This is a genomic window from Providencia xihuensis, assembly GCF_041953405.1.
GTDB lineage: Bacteria > Pseudomonadota > Gammaproteobacteria > Enterobacterales > Enterobacteriaceae > Providencia > Providencia vermicola.
This window is the reverse complement of the sequence record NZ_CP169565.1, coordinates 881,478-898,810: the sequence shown is the minus strand read 5'-3', so window position 1 is coordinate 898,810 and position 17,333 is coordinate 881,478. Positions and strand designations below refer to the sequence as shown.

19 protein-coding genes are annotated in these 17,333 nt (G+C 37.8%); 13 read left to right on the top strand and 6 right to left on the bottom strand.

Translation table 11 applies throughout. The annotated features are described in order from the left end of the window. The first annotated feature begins 10 nt into the window (after window positions 1–10). From hpaC to ACE2AL_RS03835, 13 genes are all read left to right on the top strand, one after another. The gene (hpaC, locus tag ACE2AL_RS03895; RefSeq protein WP_272539023.1) at window positions 11–529 is read left to right on the top strand and encodes a 4-hydroxyphenylacetate 3-monooxygenase, reductase component; all 519 of its coding nucleotides are present in this window, start codon (window positions 11–13) and stop codon (window positions 527–529) included. Window positions 530–766: 237 nt separating this feature from the next. Beyond that, window positions 767–1,588, top strand: a complete 822-nt coding sequence (locus ACE2AL_RS03890) for a transcriptional regulator (protein WP_375084008.1) — start codon at window positions 767–769, stop codon at window positions 1,586–1,588. Then, a complete protein-coding gene (locus ACE2AL_RS03885) occupies window positions 1,578–2,060 on the top strand; it encodes a hypothetical protein (protein ID WP_375084006.1) in 483 nt (160 codons plus the stop codon). The genes ACE2AL_RS03890 and ACE2AL_RS03885 overlap by 11 nt, the downstream gene beginning before the upstream one ends. Before the next feature lie 466 nt (window positions 2,061–2,526). Continuing rightward, window positions 2,527–3,078, top strand: a complete 552-nt coding sequence (locus ACE2AL_RS03880) for a fimbrial protein (RefSeq protein WP_375084005.1) — start codon at window positions 2,527–2,529, stop codon at window positions 3,076–3,078. Window positions 3,079–3,122: 44 nt separating this feature from the next. Next, the gene (locus ACE2AL_RS03875; RefSeq protein ID WP_375084004.1) at window positions 3,123–3,692 is read left to right on the top strand and encodes a fimbrial protein; all 570 of its coding nucleotides are present in this window, start codon (window positions 3,123–3,125) and stop codon (window positions 3,690–3,692) included. A 34-nt stretch (window positions 3,693–3,726) separates the two neighbouring features. Further along, window positions 3,727–6,216, top strand: coding sequence for a fimbria/pilus outer membrane usher protein (locus tag ACE2AL_RS03870; RefSeq protein ID WP_375084003.1), 2,490 nt, complete (start codon window positions 3,727–3,729; stop codon window positions 6,214–6,216). A 61-nt stretch (window positions 6,217–6,277) separates the two neighbouring features. Then, window positions 6,278–6,958 (top strand): fimbria/pilus periplasmic chaperone, encoded by a 681-nt coding sequence (locus tag ACE2AL_RS03865; RefSeq protein WP_375084295.1) that lies wholly within the window; start codon window positions 6,278–6,280, stop codon window positions 6,956–6,958. Between the two features lie 27 nt (window positions 6,959–6,985). Further along, window positions 6,986–7,336 (top strand): hypothetical protein, encoded by a 351-nt coding sequence (locus tag ACE2AL_RS03860; RefSeq protein ID WP_375084002.1) that lies wholly within the window; start codon window positions 6,986–6,988, stop codon window positions 7,334–7,336. Next, entirely contained in the window at window positions 7,329–7,856 is a 528-nt protein-coding gene (locus ACE2AL_RS03855; RefSeq protein WP_375084001.1) for a fimbrial protein, read from the top strand. Before ACE2AL_RS03860 ends, ACE2AL_RS03855 begins: the two co-directional genes overlap by 8 nt. 10 nt (window positions 7,857–7,866) lie before the next feature. Continuing rightward, entirely contained in the window at window positions 7,867–8,376 is a 510-nt protein-coding gene (locus ACE2AL_RS03850) for a fimbrial protein (RefSeq protein ID WP_375084000.1), read from the top strand. A 14-nt stretch (window positions 8,377–8,390) separates the two neighbouring features. Next, window positions 8,391–9,446 (top strand): adhesin, encoded by a 1,056-nt coding sequence (locus tag ACE2AL_RS03845; RefSeq protein WP_375083999.1) that lies wholly within the window; start codon window positions 8,391–8,393, stop codon window positions 9,444–9,446. A 17-nt stretch (window positions 9,447–9,463) separates the two neighbouring features. Further along, the gene (locus ACE2AL_RS03840) at window positions 9,464–10,867 is read left to right on the top strand and encodes an O-antigen ligase domain-containing protein (protein ID WP_375083998.1); all 1,404 of its coding nucleotides are present in this window, start codon (window positions 9,464–9,466) and stop codon (window positions 10,865–10,867) included. Window positions 10,868–10,932: 65 nt separating this feature from the next. Further along, entirely contained in the window at window positions 10,933–11,196 is a 264-nt protein-coding gene (locus ACE2AL_RS03835; RefSeq protein ID WP_375083997.1) for a helix-turn-helix domain-containing protein, read from the top strand. Between the two features lie 92 nt (window positions 11,197–11,288). Here ACE2AL_RS03835 and ACE2AL_RS03830 read toward each other — a convergent pair whose 3' ends face one another. From ACE2AL_RS03830 to ACE2AL_RS03805, 6 genes are all read right to left on the bottom strand, one after another. Beyond that, window positions 11,289–12,566, bottom strand: a complete 1,278-nt coding sequence (locus ACE2AL_RS03830; RefSeq protein WP_272681984.1) for a glycosyltransferase — start codon at window positions 12,564–12,566, stop codon at window positions 11,289–11,291. 21 nt (window positions 12,567–12,587) lie between these two features. Then, the gene (locus tag ACE2AL_RS03825) at window positions 12,588–13,448 is read right to left on the bottom strand and encodes a TauD/TfdA dioxygenase family protein (protein ID WP_375083996.1); all 861 of its coding nucleotides are present in this window, start codon (window positions 13,446–13,448) and stop codon (window positions 12,588–12,590) included. A gap of 59 nt (window positions 13,449–13,507) precedes the next feature. After that, complete coding sequence (locus ACE2AL_RS03820) at window positions 13,508–14,464, bottom strand: L-tyrosine/L-tryptophan isonitrile synthase family protein (protein WP_375083995.1); 957 nt, start codon at window positions 14,462–14,464, stop codon at window positions 13,508–13,510. Between the two features lie 507 nt (window positions 14,465–14,971). Continuing rightward, entirely contained in the window at window positions 14,972–16,153 is a 1,182-nt protein-coding gene (locus ACE2AL_RS03815) for a cyanate transporter (protein ID WP_375083993.1), read from the bottom strand. Beyond that, window positions 16,153–16,617, bottom strand: a complete 465-nt coding sequence (locus ACE2AL_RS03810; RefSeq protein ID WP_206084658.1) for a nucleoside deaminase — start codon at window positions 16,615–16,617, stop codon at window positions 16,153–16,155. The genes ACE2AL_RS03815 and ACE2AL_RS03810 overlap by 1 nt, the downstream gene beginning before the upstream one ends. Beyond that, window positions 16,617–17,303, bottom strand: a complete 687-nt coding sequence (locus ACE2AL_RS03805; protein WP_206084657.1) for an ankyrin repeat domain-containing protein — start codon at window positions 17,301–17,303, stop codon at window positions 16,617–16,619. The genes ACE2AL_RS03810 and ACE2AL_RS03805 overlap by 1 nt, the downstream gene beginning before the upstream one ends. Window positions 17,304–17,333: the final 30 nt, after the last annotated feature.

The window sequence follows — 17,333 nt, the reverse complement described above, 5'->3', positions numbered from 1 at the left end:
GGAGGTCAATATGTCTTTAGAAAATGAACATCGCCTGCGTTTCAGAGATGCGATGGCTAGTCTCGGTGCAGCAGTGAACATAGTCACCACGGATGGTACTGAAGGTCGCTGTGGAATTACAGCAACTGCAGTCTGTTCAGTTACGGATACGCCACCAACTTTGATGGTATGTGTCAACCGCAACAGTGCAATGAATGCGGTATTTCAAAAGAATGGCCGCCTGTGTGTGAATGTGCTAAGCCATGACCAAGAAGAATTAGCGTGCCATTTTGCGGGAATGAAAGGTTCCACAATGGAAGAGCGTTTTAACTGGAATGTGTGGGATAACGGTATTTTACAGCAACCATTACTGAAAAATGCCCTCGCCAATCTTGAAGGCGAAATCACGCAAGTTCAGGACATTGGTACGCACTCTGTCTACATGGTTGAAATGAAACAAATCATTGTGAATGATACAGGGCATGGGTTAGTTTACTTTAAACGTAAATTCCACCCTGTTATGCATCAAATCCTTGAGCCAACAGCTTAACGGATAATCTAATACATCAAAGCCCCCTAACCGGGGCTTTTATTGTTTAATTAAACATAATAAAGTTGTCATTACATCAATTAAATCCCACTTACCCCTTAGATATTTATTTCGCATTTTCCACTTTAAATAATATAATAAATTACTCTAATTCAGTTTAATTGACATATCCCGAATTACGGGTATAAACTGACACCATACAGTTGTATTCCACTATAAATAAAAACCCATCCTAAAATGAAATATTTAATTAATCAGCATGTTACCTATGACAGCAATCAGGGGCTGTTGTATACGAGTCACGTTGACGACGCAATTAAGCTGACGACAACGTTAAATCGTTTACTTTTAGTATTAGCACAAAATAACGGAGAAGTTTTAGATAGGGAAACTTTATTACGTCGTGTATGGGAAGAACACAACCAAGTTGTTTCTGACAATAATTTAAATAGCAGTATTTCTGTTTTGCGCCGCCATTTATCATCTTTTTTTGATGAAGAAATTATTTCAACTATTCCAAAAGTAGGAATAAAATTTTCAGCTAATTTAACCTTTGAAATAAGTGACGAACAGCCTGAAGAAACTATTTCAGAAATCCCCTCCCTCTTATCTCCATCGACTGAGTCTTCTTTAGAAATAGATGAAGAAAACGAAATAAATGCCAAAACCCCCGTTAAAAAAGCTTATATTTTAAATAATCGCTACCTAGAAATAACACTGATTGCCGTTATTATCTTTTGTTTGCTTTATTTGTTTAAAAGCTACTTTTTTGCTAGCCGTACTGAATACCCAGAAGTCGGTCAAATTGATCAGTGCTCAATTCGTTATATAAATAGTTACCATAAGGCAGATACTCGCTCGATGAGTTTTTCTGTACTAAAAGATAGGCTAAAAAGTTTAAATATTGATTGCAAGAAACCCGCTACTATTTTTTATTATAATGTAGGAATTATCACCCAAAATAAAAATTTCGATGATGACTATCTATTTTTATCATACTGCCCTAAAACTGCAAAAGATGGTGCTACAATAAGTTGTGAGAATTTCTATGCCAAATAACAAGCCTGTACGATTTGTTTTTTTACTCCTCACCACCATCACTTTGATTTTAATTAGCTTATATACATATATTCAAATTAATACACCTATTGTGCCTGACTGCCGTGCAACTTTAAAAATTGATATCTCAGACGATCGCTCTAGCTTAAATGGCTATTACTTATTGAGTATCATTCCAAGTGAGGATAATGATAATCAATATTCTTTTATCATGTCAGGAGAAATTAATTTTAATCATAAAAAATTCATTATCTCCCGTAAAATGCTTATTGAATACAAACAGCAAGGCGGTCATTTTTTTTCTCGGATAAAAAATATTTACATTGACCCGAGCGACCAGGCTGGCGATGACATTTATATCCGAGGCCTCCCGCAGCTTAACCAAATTTACTTCACTAGAATAAAACGGTTAAACGATAAAAATTATATTTTTGAAGAAAATTACTCGCCAATGTTTATTTGTACAATCTAATCACTGTTAGTAACCCTCAAAAAAACAACAAAATGCATCAGATATTCTAATATCTGATGCATTTTTTTTGTATTTTAAAAAATTCATACATTGAAACATATTAAAACACCTTAAAATCACAAAAATTAATTATTTACTTCAATATTAATAAAGCATAAAAATATTAAAACCCATTAAAACACAACAACAACTAAGAACAAACGTTCATATTAGATTAAAATTTAAGAATTTTATTTCTCTATACACTCGGCAAGGGTAATATAGCTCTCGTCGAATAGACTGATATTCAAATATCATTTCCTGATATGAAAGTACGAATGGACACAGGTTTATAAAAGGCCCAATTTTTCTTTTATATATAACCAGTTACATCCCAATGATGGGTAAGTAAATCAATTCCTATAATGCCCGCTAGTTAAGAAGCTTCATTATGGAAATTGTTAATTTTTCTCTTAAGGATTTTAGTATGAAATTAAATAAATTATCTGTTGCTATTTTATTTGCTGCGTCAACACTGTCTACCTCTGTATTAGCAAGTGGCAACTCAGGCGAATTACATTTCAGCGGCCAAGTTGTTAATGCGCCATGTAATATTGAATCTGAAAGCACTAAACAAGAAGTTCCTTTTGGTCAGCTTTCTCGCGCATCTTTAGAAGCAGGTAATGCAGCTGAAAAAGATATCGCGATTAAAATCAAAGACTGTAATTTCGATGAATTCAGTAAAGATAAAGATGATAACTGGGTTGCAGTTAAAGATATCAAAATTACCTTTGGTGGTAAAAACTATGTGGGTACTAACAAAGAATTCTTAGGTACTAGAGGTTCTGCAACAAACATCGGTGTTCAGATTAAAGACTTTAAATTTGATGAAGCTAAATCTGTGATGAACCAAATTCGTAATAAACAAGGTGAAAACGTTTTAGAATTTACTGCATTAGCTAAACGTGTTGATGGTGCTGTTGCAGTCACTGAAGGTGAATTTAGCTCTATTGCTGATTTTAAAATCACATACGAGTAATTTTTTAAGGGAGGATTTTATTCCTCCCTATAAAAAGGTTCATTATGAAAAAAAATATTTATATATTAACCACCTTATTATTGAGCTCTATTAATTCTTATGCAATAGATTCTAATTTAGGACATGTACAAGATGGGCTTCGTGGTGAGGCGGTAATGCAAGGCTATATTGTTGCTGCCCCCTGCTCTATTGAAACAGATAGCCAGTATCAGTATATCAATTACGATTATATATCTAACTTTAGTATTAATGAAATAGAAGATAGAAAAATAACGCGTAAGCCATTTTATATAAAATTGAATAACTGTATTAGCGAATATGACAATAATAACCACAAAGGCATTAAAATTCGCTTCTTTGCCCCGCAAGATATATATAGCAATGCAATAAAACTTTCAGGCCCTAAGCCTGGTGTTGTTCTATATATTTACGACAGCAATGACAACTTATTAATGCCAAACAAACTCTATTCCATATCTGATAACTATATTTACTTTGATCATAAAAGCAAAGAAAGCTATTTAAAATATGAGACAGAATTAGGCACAAGTAATAATGAAATTACGCCTGGGGATTATTTTACCACTATTAAATTCAACGTTACTTACGATTAATAAATAAACACATAATTAATTCGATGAAAAAATCATGGTTAGACTTAATATTTATTCCTACATTATTGTGACGTCTTTTTTATCTTCTATTTCTTCAATAGCCTATGCTGTCGAATTTAATACGGATATGTTAGATACCGAAGACACACAGAATATTGATTTTAGCCAGTTTTCTCAGGCCGGATTTATTATGCCTGGCACTTACCATTTAACACTCAAAGTCAATAATGAGAGTATGGGAAGTGCACAAGATATCACAGTAATCGCACCGCAATCTCAAGAAAATAATTTATTCGATACGGTTTGTATTCCTTTCAATATTTTGGATCGCTTAGGATTAACGCCTGATGCAATCAAATTAGTTCAATATCGTGATAATGGAAAATGCTTGGATTTATCCGCGCTTGAAGGTGCAACGCTAAATGTTGATTTATCCACATTAACACTCTCCATTTTAATTCCACAAAGCTATTTAGAATACACTGATCCAAGCTGGGTTCCTCCTTCCCGCTGGGAGGAAGGTGTTAATGGCTTTCTATTGGATTACAACCTAACTGGCTCTTTAACGCGCAGAAACTCTGGCTCTCGAGAGTCATATATTTCAGCCAATGGAACAACAGGCCTTAATTTTGGTGCATGGCGCTTACGGGGTGATTACCAAGCCAATTACCGTAAATCCACGGGGAGCTTTGAGAACCAATATAGCGATGTCACATTTAGCCGTTTATTCGCATATCGTTCAATAAAATCAATAGCATCTATTTTAACGCTAGGTGAAAACTACTTTTACTCTGCTATTTTTGACTCTTGGCAGTACACCGGTATTTCTCTTGAAACCGATGAAAATATGATGCCGCCAAAGTTAACAGGTTATGCCCCTGAAATTATTGGTATTGCCCAGACCAATGCCACCGTTATTGTCAAAAGCCATAACCGCATTGTGTTAGAAACAACGGTGCCTGCGGGACCGTTTCGTATTCAAACTCTAGATAGCTCCATTCGTGGAACGCTCGATGTCACCGTGCGTGAAGAAAACGGTGAAGAACAACAATTTAGTATCACCACTGCAGCGTTACCTTACTTAACTCGACCAGGGCAAATTCGTTATAAGTTTGCTGCGGGGAAACCCCGCTTTAATGGCCGAGAACTCGAAGGTGATTTAACCGCATCAGGCGAATTATCCTATGGGTTAAATAACCTGTGGTCTATCTATGGCGGTTCAGTTTTATCAAAAAATTACCAAGCCTTTTCGGCAGGTTTTGGCCGTGACTTATTTACATTCGGTAGTCTTTCGTTTGATGCCACCCAGTCACATGCTCAGTTGATTGATAAAACCTTAACAGGACGAAGCTACCGTCTCAGTTATTCAAAATCGTTTGACGAAGCCAGAACCGATATTACGTTCGCAGGGTACCGTTTCTCTGATGAAACTTACCGTTCATTGCAACAAACCTTGGATGAGCGACGTACAAGGAATGAATCCCAAGCGCAAAAAGAAAGCTACCAAGTGAATATCAACAAATATTTTGATGATTTTTCTTTGGGAGGCAACTACCAATACAACACCTATTGGAATAGTGAAACCGAGGAGCAGTACAGTTTATATCTGAGCACCTTGTTAAATTGGGCTGCGGTCGGGCTGAAAAATATTAACCTCACCGCATCTGCGACTCGTTCAAAAAGGGCGGGTTATCAAGATGATGCGATAAGCCTATATTTTACGATCCCATTATCCCAAGGCAGTAGCTTCAGCTTTTCGGAAGGTTACACACGGGATCAAAATGGCAAGCACAGCTCAACCCACAACGTTGGCTACAGCGGATATAGTGAACAACGCAGCTATAACCTGAATGTGGGTTACCAAACTGGAAATAATCAAGATGATCAAACTAGCTTTAGCGGGTATTTAAGCCAAAACCTCCCTTATGCCTCTATTTCAGGGAATGCCAGCTATGTGCCGAATGAATACCACAGCGTGGGGGGATCAATTAATGGTGGTATCACGTTAATTAAAGAAGGGATTGCTATGCACCAAGCAGCCTATGGGGGCACACGCCTCGTAGTAGAAACCCCAGGCGCTGCTAACGTACCACTCAGTGGTGGGGTATACAAAACTAACCACTTCGGCCTTGCTGTATTACCGAATGTAAGTAGTTATCGGAAAACTAGCGCATCAATTAATACCAGTAAGTTACCAAAAGACGTCGAAGCATTAGAGACCGTCACTGATGCCACGTTAACCCGTGGAGCCATTGGCTATCGCAGCCTGAATGTTATTCAAGGTGAAAAAACTTTTGCACGTTTAAAACTTACCGATAACAGCTATCCACCATTTGGTGCCAGCGTGCGCAATAGCAACAATATTGAGCTAGGCATTGTCGGTGAACAGGGCATTACATGGATTGTCGGTATCCGCGCCAACGAATTATTAAATATTTATTGGGGAAATAAACTTCAGTGCAGTGCACAGGTTCCTGACGTGATTAGCCCTCAGGAAGTTTACCCTACTATCATTTGCCGTTAATAAGAGAATTAAGATGAAATTGAACCGCCACTTTTTACGCTTAACCACCGCATTCACACTTATGGTTGGTATCTTGAGCACAACTCAAGCAGCTGTCACGCTTGATCGTACTCGTATTATTTTCGATGGGAATCAGCCATCTATCAATATTACTATCCGCAATGATAACCCTGAACTGCCTTATTTGGCGCAATCATGGTTAGAAAATGCCTCAGAGCAAAAACTCGAAACAGGCCCTATCATTGCCACGCCACCTATTCAACGTATGGAGCCAAAATCCACCAGCTTGGTTCGCTTAAGTACCGCGCCTGACGTAGCGAAATTACCCCAAGACAGAGAATCTCTGTTTTACTACAACCTGCGCGAGATCCCGCCTAAATCATCAGAAGCTGGCGTGCTGCAAATTGCGTTACAAAGCCGCGTAAAACTGTTTTATCGCCCTGAAAGCATCGTGGCACAAAGTAAAACAGATTGGACAAAACTCGTCACGCTAACGCCTGCAGCAACGGGCTATACATTAAATAATCCAACACCCTTTTATTTAACCGTTATAGGCATTGGAAACAGCCAAAAGCAATCTGAAGAGAGTGATTTTGAAGCTGTCATGGTGCCACCAAAATCGAATCAAATCATTAAATCAGCTAAATTTTCAACACCTTACCTGACATACATTAATGATTATGGCGGAAAGCCATCACTGGCATTCAAGTGCCAAGCATCGCAGTGCAGCGTGACTGAATAATGCGTCAAAATAGAAAGGAGCAGAACTATGAAATTACGTTACTTAGCGCTATGGGCCTTTGCAGTCCCTACTTTTGCGCAGTCCACTGCACCTGTCACTACAGGCACAGTCTATGTCAACGCACGTATTGTCACTGCTCCTTGTCTACCGCAGATTTCATTAAAATTGAATGAAAATACGTTACTTGTACAGACCTACCAATTGGAAATGAATTTTTCCCATTGTCGCTCATTGGCTCAACAACAAACTTGGGTACCTTTTACCTTGAAGTTAGGGGCAAAAAAATATGTATTATCACGCCCTCTGCACAATAACGCATTTTTACTGTCTATTCCTGCTAATAATATGGCTCAACGTTTGGAAATAAATTATGACTAAGTACTCAATATTTTTATTTAGCCTTTTATTCCTAACGGCAAATAGCAGTTTTGCAAACAGCTTAACAGTTTATTTTGAAGGGGTATTAGTGCCTTTAGGTTGTCGCCTCAGTGATGATGATGCCCAGAAAAAAATCTACTTATCTGGGCTCCGCTTTTCATCTCTTGAAACATTAGGCCGTTCTGACATTCAGCCTTTTCAGCTTGATATCGTGGACTGTTCAACGATGGCATTAAATAAAACCATCAAAATCACCTTAAATACCCAAAATACCGAAGTACATAATGGCATTAATTATCTAAAAACAACGGGTGAGTCTAATGTGTTATTGGCGCTGACCGATAGCAATGGCAAAGAGCTCGATCTGAATACAAAAATAGATGTGAGTACCGTCACTGAATCAGGAAAGGGGTCAATTAACACCCTGTCATTTGGCGTGTATGCACAAAAACCCTTTAATGCACGTTTAAAAACGGGCAGCTTTGCCTCAACCGTAACATTCAGTCTTGATTACCAATAGGGAGAATAGAATGAAACTGACACGTTTTGTATTTCCTTTAGTGGGTCTATTTATTTCCTTTGGTACTCAAGCCGATATCTTACTGTCACTGTCTGCCAAGTTAGTGCGACCAGCTTGTGTGTTAACCACCGAAAGTGGTGAAAAAGAGCTATTGATTAATTTCCGAGAAGTTTCCTTAGATAGACTAACCGAAGAAAAGCAGTCCTTTGGTATTTTGATTAAGCAATGTGAGCTCCGTAAAAATTTACAGGTTTATCTTTCACCAAGGGAAGGCAATACCCTAACCGTCAATAACGAAACGGTACTGGCGACCTCAATTACAGGGCTAGGTATTCGTTTCTCAGAAGAAAATAAAAGCACGGCCTTGAACTTGAATAAATGGGAACGGATCGCCCCCACCGTCAGTGGTGATACTGGGAAAATCATTATTCAATCGCAACTTGTGACTAATCAAGCCCTAGAAAACCTTACCGCAGGGCCATTTACAGCCGCTTTGTCTGTGATGGTTGATTACCTGTAATATTGGGAAACCTTATGAAAAAATTAAAAATTTATACACAATTACTTTTATTGTTACCGCTGTGTTTAGGAAGTTTACAAGCACAGGCTACCCGCTACGCAGGCGCTGGCGGTGGGTATAAAGTGAACCTCATTTCTAACAATTCGGTTGTAGCAACGACTCCAACAATTGGCACCGATAACAATAAATATTATTTAATTGCCCCACCAAATAGCACAGGGATTGTAATTAATGAAACAACGTCACAACCTTTTGGCCAAGTAAAATGCACCGTTAATTACCTAGAAGGAAACTATAGCGCAGGCCTGCATTGGACTTATGCTTATCATCGTGTTTTTGCTTATATGCCAGAAGCTGGATTTAAGCTTAAAGGCTTAACAACCTATAAAATCAACTCAAATACCTTCTTTACCCTTAATTCTGATAACGGCATTACTAGCGGGTGGCGAAATATTTCGGGACATGGATGCTCAAATGAAGTAATGGGGCCATTAGAAACGTCTTTCTTTACCGTACACTTCCCCTTTGAAGTGAGTATTTATGTTAAAGAAATCCCTGTCGATGGCAAGATTGTTATTCCTGATGCAATGATTGCGGGTTATACACGCTTATTTCAAGATACGGGTACACCGACTATTACTGTTCCCTCAGATAAAGCCACTGTGAAATTAGACCTTGCCACATCAGTGATTAATTATCCATCAAATTGCCATTCCAATATTGATAATCTCAATATTGACCATAAAACACTGGATGCCTTTGAGTTTAATAGTAAGGAAACACGCACAGTCACCTATACCTGTGAGCGAGTTCAGCCTGTGAAAATAAAATTAAAATTAGATTATACAACTGACACCGACCCAGAAAAACGCGTTCCACTAAAATCAGGCAATAATACAATTTACTCTGAAGTTACGCTGTTTGATGAGCAAACCAACCAAAGTGGGAAAGAAATTGAAACCACTATTGATAAGGTCAAAAATATTCGCATTGAAAGTCAGCTTTCAGGTTCAGACGCTGAACCTGGGGACTACAAAGGCAATGCTTGGTTAATCGCTACCTTTATTTAATACAGTGGTAATGCACTATGATTATGATATCCCGCTCATTATTTATTGGTATATTTATTATTTGGCATTTAACTAGCCTAATTTATATTGATAGCCTGGGAAGTTTACGTCAATCACTTCCGCAAAATATCATTGCCTGGCTTGCTATTGCCATAATTATTTCGACTGTTTCATTTACTGTTTTTTATCGGAAGAATAAAATTATTATAACTGTACCCGCAATTTGTTTTTTGATTGCGTTAATTTTTTTAGCCATGGGGCTTGCTTATTCGACAGATATAAAAAGTGACCTTATTTTTTGGTACTGGTCAGGTATTACTATTGGTGTTTTATTATATGTTACTGGGCTACAAATAAAAGATAGATGGCGGGTACAGTCATTTTGTATTTATTGCAATATTACATTCTCAGCTATTCAAGCGCTCTTAACGGGTTACCAGTTTTTTACTCAGCCCGATATTTTTTATTTCGCAACTGATATGCGGTCAAATGGCTTATCACAACAAATTAATATATTGTCAGTGAGCGTAGCGGCATCATGCTTACTTGCAATGATGACACTGATCTTATCACAATTTACCTTAGCGAAGGCTAAATATGAAAATATACGAGCTATCGCCTTAGGCTGCTCAATTTTTTTATTTACTTTAACCCTCGTAACACTTCAGTCCGTCACGACATGGTTAAGTTTTATTGTGGCAATATTCATATTCATTTGTTTTTTCTATAAAAAAAATCAGCTGAGAGTGATTGCTAGCTACTTTATCATGGCTGTAGCTGTGTTTATTGGTATTTACCTCATTAAATTATGTCCTCAGTTTATCAGTGCTGAGGTGATTAATCAGTTTCATTTAAAACAAATGTTACGATTTTCGATTACCCTTTTTTTGGAGCAACCTGATGATATATGGGATCCTTCGTTAATCCCTAAGGATAGTTATGGCAGAACACCATTACCCTTTTTAAGTCCAGAACAATACATCGTACCACATTCACATAATGAAATTTTTCTTTGGATTATGAGAGGAAGCAATATTAATTTAATTTTTATGTCGTTACTGATAACAGGGAGTATTTACGTTATTTTCCAATCTTTTATTAAATACAAAAAAAATGGTAATGGATATTCATTAGCGATGATCATTGCCATACTCCCCATCGTTATTCATAACAACGTTGAATATCCGTTTCTTTTATCGGTACTGCATTGGGGGACGATTATATTATTTTTATCTTTTTCTGACTCTGCATTCTCACTAAAAGATCAATCATTATTTTATATTAATAAAAATTTATCCGCATTATTTAGCGTTATAATATCTATTATTGGAATTAGTGTTTTTATTTTAGGGATCGTTTTATTTAATGGAGAAAGTTATATTTACCCCAATGATGATATCGAATTAGTAAATATTGATTAATTATTGATTACATACCAATAGTTTAATACTAATTTAATTCATTATCACTTGATTAGAGTTATATTATGACAAAATACCATACAGATATTTCAAATTCTTATATTGGGCATAAAATACGCAAGCGTCGTTTACAAATGGGCTTAACGGGCAATAGCCTAGGAGAAAAATCTGGCTTAAGCCAGCAACAAATATCCCGTTACGAGCGCGGCGTACAAAATTTTACCATTCGTCGACTTTGTATATTCGCCAATATCCTGCAATGTGATTTAAACTATTTTCTTGAACAAGAGAATAATGAAACTATAGCAAATATAGATAAATTTTATTAGCTAATAACTAATAGAGATAACTTAGTTTGTCGTTTTATAAAATTAAGTTATCTCTCTAACATTATGAATGAATTTTTACAGTAGCTTAATTATTAATATAAAAGCTTATTGATATAATGTAGTGCTAATTCTAAAGTATTATACTGCTGATTCGCCTCTTGCATAATTTTTGCTTGTTGATGCCATAATGGCGTTGATAACATCTCAGTGACCGCATTTAATATTTGTTCATCACTCGGCATATCTGTTTGCAAACTAATTCCACAACGAGACCTAAGGACTCGGGCTATCGCCTCTAATTTACCATCGCCTATCCCAGCCATTATCATTGGAACACCATGGCGTATGGCAGATGTCACTGAACCATACCCTCCATTAGTAATTAAGATTGATGCTTTGGGTAGCCAGTCTTCAAAATTAATACAATCAACAAGATAAGCGTTATCGGGAAGTGGAACCTCTGACAAATCAACCTTACGCCCCCCTGTAATAGCTAATACACGTACAGGTAAGTTTGCTAATGCCCTCAGCGTTGGCCTGAGTAATTGGTTAAAATCAACATTCGCTAATGTGCCTTGTGTCACGATAATTAAAGGCTGGTTTTCGTTTTTCCAATTAATTTGTATATGATCTTCTCTCGCGTCTATCGCCAATGACCCAATAAATTTAACGTGACTCGGTAAACTTGTATCAAAAAATTCAAATACTGATGTTGCAAGCTGCAAATAACAATCTACACCGCATATCAATGCTTCATTTTGATCTGTTTTCAATGGTAACCCGCCTGCAGCTGTCACCATCTGAGAAAATTTCTCTCTAACACTTTCAATTAATAAATGTATTTCTTCATTAATTAGCTGCTCTCGTGTAATTTCTGCTGGTAATATTTCAGGGGGTATTCTAGCGCCCCAAAACACACTATCGACAGAGGGCCAAGCTAATGGCGTTACCCCAATAGCCACAACTGGTATGCGCTTAACAAGCGCTTGTTGCAACAATGGTAAAGCAGCATAAAAGGTATTATCGATAACTAATAAGTTAGCTTGTTTTTCTTGAATTAATTGCATTAATTGCTTTGATAAGACTGGAATAGGTTGTGCAAAAAATTGTATTAAGCCTTGTGCCATTTGGCTATTACCTGCGGGGTATAAGCCCCGTTCAGGAAAATGATGTTCTAAATCACGATGGTCTATATCGACCATACTGTCAAAACAAACAAAGTTTGCCCCGCTCGCCTCCACTTGTTGTCGAAAAAAAGACCCCGTAAAAATAGTAATTTCATTTCCTTGGCCAATAAGCCCTTTCGCTAAAGTTAAAAGCGGGTATACATGTCCTGGCGTCGCAATCGCCGCTAATATTATCTGTGGCATAAGTGATTACCGAATAATTTTTTAATCTGTAAAAGAATAAAAATGAGCATTTTTACAAACAGGTACACCATGAATATGAACCCGCTGAAGTTGGCGAGGTGCTTTAGAAATAAAAGCCTCTCGACCATGTAATAACGTGAAGTTATCACAAATAGCCACATCCCCTTCTTCCCAGCTATGCGCATAATAATACCGGGGGTCATATAACCTGCTATTTAGTTCTTTTTCAAACAGGGTTTGGTTTTCTCTAGACATTCCTTTAATTATTAAAGAGTGATGATCTGCATATTTATCATCATCAATTTTCATAGGTTCGTTGTAGCGCATCACCCACTTATTGTTATTTGGGTGTAAGCAAACAAGGGGGGACACAACCTCGCCCCCATAGTGGGTAACCTGTTTTGTTTTATAGCTAATAATGGTGTCTTTCCATAATTGAACCTCTTCAAAACTGGATTCATTAAGGAGCTTTTCTGTATTAACAAACGTTGTTCGCCCCCCTTGAGATATCACTGGGGCATGTATGCAATGAAAAATTTGGAATTCTGGAATAGTTTCTCGATACATCCCATCCCAATGCAATGGTATGTAGCCATTATCTAAAACATGGTCTGAAGGGTTCGAGCGCTCCTGAATATCTAATACACTTCCAAAAGACCATTTCATGATATCCCCCCAACATTCTGAATATTCAATCAGTTTATTTTCATCTGTAAAACCTGACTGAAACCCCCGCAGTATAACCAGTGAATATTGACGAGCTAAGTGACGTAATAAGCTTATTGGCAATGCTGTAATGTTTTGATGTAAAACACATGGTGTTAATAACACCCCAAAAGGGTTAATTAATTTAACATGACAATTTATTGAGCTTATATTCATAAAACCTCACGTTATTATTTACCTATATATTTATTTTTATTAATACAAATAAACTTCAATTAAATAGATTCAATTACGTAATGGCTGGGTGAACCGTTAACCTCAACAAGTTTTCCGTTCATTTTCTTTGCTGTTTCATTTTTCATTAATATAAATCGGCCATTTATATTAACGGCAACACCGTGCCATGGTGTTAACCAATTATCTCTGGTTGGCATTAAATGAATACCCATTTTAATACTATCCGCGGGTTGCGGATGAATGGAAAGACGGATCGCAGATGGGAACTTTGTTGATAACAAATTCCCCCATGCTCGACTACGTTGAATAACGCCTACAGCACGCTGTTTAGCATTTCTTTGCAGAGCTGCTTTCGACCCCGTGTAATCGGGAAGAAAGCTATCTTCATATAAAAAACGCGTAATAGCTTGATATAATTGAATACCCCCATTCGTCTGCTTGAGTTCTCCTTTTATCTCCTCAATAGAGGTTGCGTAATTTTTAACTAATAACGACCTTAATTGGGTATAATCTTGAGAATATTGAGTTAATTCTTTAACACTACTAAGGGAATATAAATATAGACTCTCCCCATCTAGTTTAGATAATAATTTATTAAGTTCTTTTTGATAAAGCGTAATGTCATTATCATCAACATAAATAAGATCACTAAACACATGTCCATCAGAACAGATAATAATCTTAGCACCTAATGAGTAAATATCTTTTATTTTCTGGCAAAGCGAATTCAAAAAAACAAGCGATAACTTTTCTGCCATATCTGGTATCTTTCCTAATACCTTCTTAGGGTTTGGTGATTTAGTCGGAAAAGCAGGTAAAATAAATTCAATAGGCTGACTTTTTTCAATAAATGCACGGATCCTTGGAATTTGAATTTCAGATACCTTTCTTTCCTCATATTCATTACACTCATTTGATTGAGAAAAGCAACGGCGATATTTTAATAATTCTTTTAAAACCTGATGAGAGATATCTATTGAATCAAAATTTTCCATAATTCATCACCTTACCATAAACATGATTCGATAAAATTAATAAAAAAAATAAGGCCATGAAAAACCAGATACCTTTTGAATACATATTAAAAAATAAAAAAGAAAATAAAAACAATATAAAAAATATAACGTTAATTAAAAATAATATGATTATTAATAATTAAAATTAATTTTATTATTTCAATAGCTAACTCATTATATAAAAATAGAGTAAGATAACTTTAGGTTAATTTCACTATATCCATAGGCTATTATTTTTTGAGTTGATTTGGTGAGATAACGAAGCATCCATGAAATGCCAAAATCGCTGTGAATCAGAACCCCCTCGGCGAACACGAAGAAACGCCCCAACACAGTGTTCTTCCTATGTTGAGTGGGTTTGAGTGAATGTTTTTCCAATACGTTGCGGCATAGTCGTTCATATTGAATAAACAACTATGTCGCTATCTGGGCAAAAAACACCAAAACAACAATAACCATCGTTCGTAATAAAATAACGGGAATTTTTTATTTTAAAGCAAATAGTTGGCTATATCCTTTCGGGTTTAAACGTAAATAAAGCAGCAATGTCACTAGCACAAAAATAACATGCATTCCCCACACCCAAGTGAAACTTTGGCTTAATTGATGTAACCATGCCGCGAGTAGTGGGCCAAATGCAGCGATAATAAACCCGCCCGCTTGCATTAATGCCGTTAATGCCCCCGCGCTAACTGGATGGGGAATATGATCCAGTGCTGTAATTATGCTAAGCGCAAAACAGCCCCCTAACCCAACGCCTAATAGTGCTATCCATAAGAAAGGCACATCACGGGCAAACAACATTAACCCAATAAACCCGATGGCTTGGCAACTTAGCGTCGCAATAAGCCAGAAACGACGATCGATATTGTGAGAAGCGAGTACAGGGATCATCAGAGCTGATAAGGCCTGAAACACCGTCAGCATGGCAACAAAAGAGCCACTTTGTGCAGCACTCATTCCCTGTTCTTGGAAAAAAGGCGCTAACCACGTGACAACTGTTCCATAACCCGCATTGATTAACCCAAACCCCGCCATTAATAACCAGGCCCGTGGCTTTTTAAAGAAAGCGAATACGGAAACGTGACCAACGCTAGTTTTATTCATCGTGCGAATATTTAATAGGATAGCAATTAACGCGATCAGCGCAGGGAGTGCTAGCCATGCCAACGCACTTTGCCAATGGCCTGTTACACTTTCTAAAATAGGGGTTAACTGTGCGCCTATCGCACCGCCCGCCATTAACGTTGCAGAATAGAGCCCCGTCATCATGGCCATTTTTTGTGGAAAATGCGCTTTAATAAAACCAGGAAAAACCGCTTGAATATAAGCGGCACCGGCACCACACAAAAACGCTGTAAACAATAATATGTGACCATTTTCGGCAAAATAACGGAAAAAAGAACCGAAAAATAGCAATAACATCGCCAAAGCAATTCCACTTCGCTCGCCTATTCGTTGGTTTAATGCGGGGACAACCAATGCACCAATCCCCATCAATAACATGGGCAATAACGTCAGAAGCGAAATGCTTTGGTAGCTCATTCCTGTCGTGTGAATAATATTGTCGATGACAGGGCCAGGACCTGTCATAAAGGGCCGTAAATTCAGCCCAACTAACACAATAGTGACCACTAACGCGAGGGAGTACGACGCTGTTTTACCCATTATTTTTGCTGTTCCCACCACATTTGGTACAGCGCTGAGCGCGGTGCATCATTTGGCCTCAATTGCTCAAATTTAAAACCCAATTGTTGCTCAGGTGCCACACGTAACGCCTTGGCAATTTCCGCGGTTGATAAGCCAAAGGGCTCTGCATCTTGGTTTGAATAACCATATACCACGCGAGAAACCCCCGCCATGCGCATTGCAGCAAGGCACATTGGGCAGGGTTGCCCACTGGCATAAACAATACAATCATCCAGTTTAACGCGGTTCAATGCCTTCCCCGCTTGGCGTAATGCCATTAATTCCGCGTGCGCGGTGGGGTCGTGTAATTCAAGCATTTGATTTACCCCTGTTGCCACTACTTTACCTTCTCTAACAACAACAGCACCAAATGGGCGACCACCCGCCTGCACATTTTCTTCAGCAAGCGAAACCGCCTGCTGTAAAAATTGCCTATCCGACATTATTTCGCTCCTGCTTTTTCAAGGATTTCAATCAAGTTACGGTAGCCTTTACTTTTTGCTAACGTTAAAGGCGATATCCCTGAGCCATCCGCTAAGTTGACATCCGCCCCGCCTTCAATCAACAGCGTGACAATTTGCACGTACTTATCGCTACCATCCCCCAAAATAATCGCTTCAATCAATGCCGTCCACCCGAGGCGATTAATATGGTTTACGTCCACACCCGCATCAATCAAGGTTTTAACCGTGTCGATATGGCCACGTTCTGACGCAGGGATCAACGCCGTACCGCCATAACGGTTGGTACTGTTTAAATCAGCCCCATTTTTCAGGGTTAATAATAAAATATCTTGCAGCCCACGCGCTCCTGCATAAAGGTACGGTGAATCTTGCATATTATCCTTCGCATTCACATCTGCGCCATGCTCAATTAAGTAGCGCGCCACATCCACACGGTTTTCATGAGTAGCTGCCATTAATGGAGTACGTTGGCGCAAATCCCGTTGCTCGATGTTAGCTCCTTGCTCAATTAGCGTTTGAACTTGGTATAAATTGCCTTGCTCAGCCGCGCTAACCAGTATATTAGATTGTGATGTTGCCATTCCTTTCACCATAAAGATCAATGAAATTGAAAGAATACCCAGTAAATAAACCAACCACTTAACACGTAACAATGTTGTTTTCATGATTTATCTCCTTCTCATCTATTTAATCTA

What these genes read in the sequence shown, in the direction of transcription:
- hpaC (WP_272539023.1), top strand. Translation starts at nt 11, where the DNA reads ATGTCTTTAGAAAATGAACATCGCCTGCGTTTCAGAGATGCGATGGCT.
- ACE2AL_RS03890 (WP_375084008.1), top strand. Translation starts at nt 767, where the DNA reads ATGAAATATTTAATTAATCAGCATGTTACCTATGACAGCAATCAGGGG.
- ACE2AL_RS03885 (WP_375084006.1), top strand. Translation starts at nt 1,578, where the DNA reads ATGCCAAATAACAAGCCTGTACGATTTGTTTTTTTACTCCTCACCACC.
- ACE2AL_RS03880 (WP_375084005.1), top strand. Translation starts at nt 2,527, where the DNA reads ATGAAATTAAATAAATTATCTGTTGCTATTTTATTTGCTGCGTCAACA.
- ACE2AL_RS03875 (WP_375084004.1), top strand. Translation starts at nt 3,123, where the DNA reads ATGAAAAAAAATATTTATATATTAACCACCTTATTATTGAGCTCTATT.
- ACE2AL_RS03870 (WP_375084003.1), top strand. Translation starts at nt 3,727, where the DNA reads ATGGTTAGACTTAATATTTATTCCTACATTATTGTGACGTCTTTTTTA.
- ACE2AL_RS03865 (WP_375084295.1), top strand. Translation starts at nt 6,278, where the DNA reads ATGGTTGGTATCTTGAGCACAACTCAAGCAGCTGTCACGCTTGATCGT.
- ACE2AL_RS03860 (WP_375084002.1), top strand. Translation starts at nt 6,986, where the DNA reads ATGAAATTACGTTACTTAGCGCTATGGGCCTTTGCAGTCCCTACTTTT.
- ACE2AL_RS03855 (WP_375084001.1), top strand. Translation starts at nt 7,329, where the DNA reads ATGACTAAGTACTCAATATTTTTATTTAGCCTTTTATTCCTAACGGCA.
- ACE2AL_RS03850 (WP_375084000.1), top strand. Translation starts at nt 7,867, where the DNA reads ATGAAACTGACACGTTTTGTATTTCCTTTAGTGGGTCTATTTATTTCC.
- ACE2AL_RS03845 (WP_375083999.1), top strand. Translation starts at nt 8,391, where the DNA reads ATGAAAAAATTAAAAATTTATACACAATTACTTTTATTGTTACCGCTG.
- ACE2AL_RS03840 (WP_375083998.1), top strand. Translation starts at nt 9,464, where the DNA reads ATGATTATGATATCCCGCTCATTATTTATTGGTATATTTATTATTTGG.
- ACE2AL_RS03835 (WP_375083997.1), top strand. Translation starts at nt 10,933, where the DNA reads ATGACAAAATACCATACAGATATTTCAAATTCTTATATTGGGCATAAA.
- ACE2AL_RS03830 (WP_272681984.1), bottom strand. Translation starts at nt 12,566, where the DNA reads ATGCCACAGATAATATTAGCGGCGATTGCGACGCCAGGACATGTATAC.
- ACE2AL_RS03825 (WP_375083996.1), bottom strand. Translation starts at nt 13,448, where the DNA reads ATGAATATAAGCTCAATAAATTGTCATGTTAAATTAATTAACCCTTTT.
- ACE2AL_RS03820 (WP_375083995.1), bottom strand. Translation starts at nt 14,464, where the DNA reads ATGGAAAATTTTGATTCAATAGATATCTCTCATCAGGTTTTAAAAGAA.
- ACE2AL_RS03815 (WP_375083993.1), bottom strand. Translation starts at nt 16,153, where the DNA reads ATGGGTAAAACAGCGTCGTACTCCCTCGCGTTAGTGGTCACTATTGTG.
- ACE2AL_RS03810 (WP_206084658.1), bottom strand. Translation starts at nt 16,617, where the DNA reads ATGTCGGATAGGCAATTTTTACAGCAGGCGGTTTCGCTTGCTGAAGAA.
- ACE2AL_RS03805 (WP_206084657.1), bottom strand. Translation starts at nt 17,303, where the DNA reads ATGAAAACAACATTGTTACGTGTTAAGTGGTTGGTTTATTTACTGGGT.